The 2803-nt window shown below is 72.1% G+C and carries 4 protein-coding genes; 3 read left to right on the top strand and 1 reads right to left on the bottom strand.

What is annotated here, in order from left to right; genetic code table 11:
- Together rfaE2 and ACFQ36_RS22035 are read left to right on the top strand one after the other, a co-directional pair.
- The coding region (rfaE2, locus tag ACFQ36_RS22040; protein WP_377017600.1) for a D-glycero-beta-D-manno-heptose 1-phosphate adenylyltransferase at window positions 1-448 on the top strand (448 nt) is incomplete at its 5' end.
- Window positions 449-522: 74 nt separating this feature from the next.
- Window positions 523-1224, top strand: a complete 702-nt coding sequence (locus ACFQ36_RS22035; RefSeq protein WP_377017597.1) for an SDR family oxidoreductase — start codon at window positions 523-525, stop codon at window positions 1222-1224.
- Here ACFQ36_RS22035 and ACFQ36_RS22030 read toward each other — a convergent pair.
- On the bottom strand, window positions 1190-2365 hold the full coding sequence (locus ACFQ36_RS22030) for a glycosyltransferase family 9 protein (protein ID WP_377017594.1): 1176 nt from the start codon (window positions 2363-2365) through the stop codon (window positions 1190-1192). The two genes, ACFQ36_RS22035 and ACFQ36_RS22030, sit on opposite strands and share 35 nt — an antisense overlap.
- A 254-nt stretch (window positions 2366-2619) precedes the next feature.
- On the opposite strand from ACFQ36_RS22030, the gene ACFQ36_RS22025 reads away from it, so the two are divergent.
- Window positions 2620-2803, top strand: a 184-nt coding sequence (locus tag ACFQ36_RS22025; RefSeq protein ID WP_377017592.1) for an aldehyde dehydrogenase family protein, incomplete at its 3' end; no start/stop codon positions are given.

Here is a 2803-nt window from a genome sequence, read left to right as displayed (position 1 = left end):
CGCGTTCGCCGCCGCACAGCGCACCCGGGAGGCCGGCGGCACGGTGGTGGCCACCGGCGGATGCTTCGACCTGCTGCACGCGGGGCACGCCCGCACCCTCGCGGCGGCGCGCAGCCTGGGGGACTGCCTCATTGTCTGCCTGAACTCGGATGCCTCCGTCCGCCGGCTCAAGGGGGAGCAGCGGCCCATCATGTCCCAGCAGGACCGGGCCGAACTGCTCGGTTCGCTCGAATGCGTGGACGGCGTGCTCATCTTCGACGAGGACACGCCGGAAGCCGCGCTGGACCGGCTCCGGCCGGACATCTGGGTCAAGGGCGGTGACTACAGCGTGGAGCAGTTGCCCGAGGCCGCCCTCGTCCGTTCCTGGGGCGGGCAGATCATGACCGTCCCGTACCACCCGGCGCGGTCGACCACCAGGCTGGCCGAGGCGCTGGCCAGGGTCGGCTGACCGGCCGAGCCACGCCCCAATAAACCCAGCCGAACTTAAACCCAGCCCAACGCAGTCAATCCGGAAGGCAAGGAATGAACACAGCAGCAGTTAACCCCGGTCGTGTCCTGGTTACCGGCGGAGGCTCCGGCCTCGGCGCCGCCGTCGCCGCGGCGGTCGCCGCGGCAGGGGGCACGCCCGTGGTCCTGGACCGTGACATCAGCCGCATCACCGGCATGAAGTGCCTGGAGGCCGACGTGGCGGACCGCCTGGCGGTCTCCGCGGCCGTGGATCAGGCCGCCCAGATGCTGGACGGGCTGGACGCCGTCGTCACCGCTGCCGGGATCGACCGCTGCGGCCGCCTGGAGGACGTTCCGGCGGAGGAATTCGAGCGCGTGATCGGCGTCAACCTGCTCGGCACCGTCTCCGTGGTCCGCGCCGCCCTGCCCTACCTGAAGGACTCGCACGGCCGCGTGGTCACGGTGGCGTCCACCCTGGCCCTGCGCGGGGTCTCCGATGCGACGGCCTACTGCGCCTCCAAATTCGGCGTGCTGGGCTTCAGCCGCGCGCTGGCCGCCGAGACCGCCGGACAGGTCGGGGTGACCACCCTGATCCCGGGCGGGATGAAGACGCACTTCTTCGACGACCGGCTGGAGCAGTACAAGCCGCAGGACGATTCCCGGCTCAACGACCCGGCACGGGTGGCGCAGGCGGTCCTTTTCGCCCTGTCCCAGCCCTCGGGCTGCGAGGTGCGCGAGATGCTCATCTGCCACGAAGAAGAAGGCTCGTGGCCGTAAGCTCCTGCACATCCGCGTAGACATCCGCCGGGGAGACCTGCGCCGTGAGCGGGAATTCGTGGTCACAGCGCCGCGCATTCCAGCCCACCTGGGTGACATCCACCCCGCAGACGGGACAGTGGGTGACCCAGCCCAGGTGGATCCGGTGCAGCGTCCGGCCCGGCGCTCCGGCCATGATCATGTTGCCCACCCAGTAGATCCCGACGGTGGGCGTGCCGACCGCCTGGGCCAGGTGCCGCGGGCCGCTGTCGTTGGCGACCACCACGTCGGCGGCCCGCAGCAGGGCGGCCAGCTCCCGCAGGTCCAGCTGCCCGGCCACGGAACGGATCCTGCCGCCGTCGGCCATCCCTGCGGCGAGGCGGACCACGGTTCCGGCGAGCTCCGCCTCGCCGGCATCGCCGATCACCAGCACCTGGCTGCCGTCCTGCGCCGCCTTCGCGGCGACCTCCGCGAACGATGGGGCCGGCCAGCGCCGGCGCTGATCGGAGGCGCCGGGGTGGACAACCACCAGGGACTCGCTGCCCGGCTGCAGCAGGGGACTGATCCGGGCTGCTTCCGCGGGCGTGACTTCCAGCCGGTGCTGCAGGGACACCGGCCGGGCCCCGGCCAGCCCCACCACCTCCAGCGCCCGGAGCACCTCGTTCTGGTAGTACACGTAGGGGATGCTCCGCTCCAGCGGCTGCGCATCCGGAGTGCGGGTGCCGATGCTATGGCGGGCGTCCAGGCCCAGCAGGAACGGGTTGGAAAACCGCCCGCCGCCGTGCAGTTGGACGGCCAGGTCGAAGCCCCGGCTGCGCATGCGCTCGAAGAAGGCTGCCTGCGCCGGCGGGTCCTCGGGTCCGGGGCGGACCCCGTGGGCAAAGGGAAGCACCTCCACCCGGTCCACCGGGCCGGGGAACCCGTCCAGCAGCGCCGCATGCATCGGGGTGCCGAGCAGGGTGATCTCCGCCCCCGGGTAGGCGGCGGCCAGGGCATCCACCGCCGGCATGGCGAACATTAGGTCGCCCAGCCCGCCCCCGCGCAGCACGGCGACCCGCCGGACGCCCTCGAAGGGTTCCAGGACCGGACCCACGGCGGTACCGGTGACCGCAGCGCCGCCGAATGCCGCCGTGCCGAATTCCGTCCGGTCTCGCTGATCCATTCCAACCTCCTGAGATTTGGCGCTCCTGCCGGGCGGGCCGCAGCTACCCGGACTTTCACCCTAAGAGATCAGGGCGCTCCCGCAAAGATTCGGATCCGGGGCCCGCCGTTGTCTAAGCCGGGGCGCAACGGGGTAAGTAAGGAATGCAGCCGCCGGCGCCTCCGCGCTGCCGGCGAGGCAGGACCAGCCAGAGAACAACCGGACCCGTGCCGCACCGCGGCAGGCTGGATGGGTCCCTTACCCCCGGGAGCCAGATGAACCCGCTCACCGACCTTCGCACCGACGGCGTGGATTCGGCCGTCACCATCCACGACCCCCGGGACGGAACCCTGGTGGGCTCCGTGCCGTCGTCCAGCCCCGGGCAGGTCGCGGAGGCCCTGGCCGCGGCGCGTGCCGCCCAGCCGGACTGGGCAGCGACGGACCCGGCCGAACGCGGCC

It is taken from the genome of Arthrobacter sp. GCM10027362, from assembly GCF_042679445.1.
Classification (GTDB): Bacteria; Actinomycetota; Actinomycetes; order Actinomycetales; family Micrococcaceae; genus Crystallibacter.
Note: the sequence above shows the minus strand (reverse complement) of the source record. Positions and strands in the feature narration are given on the sequence as shown.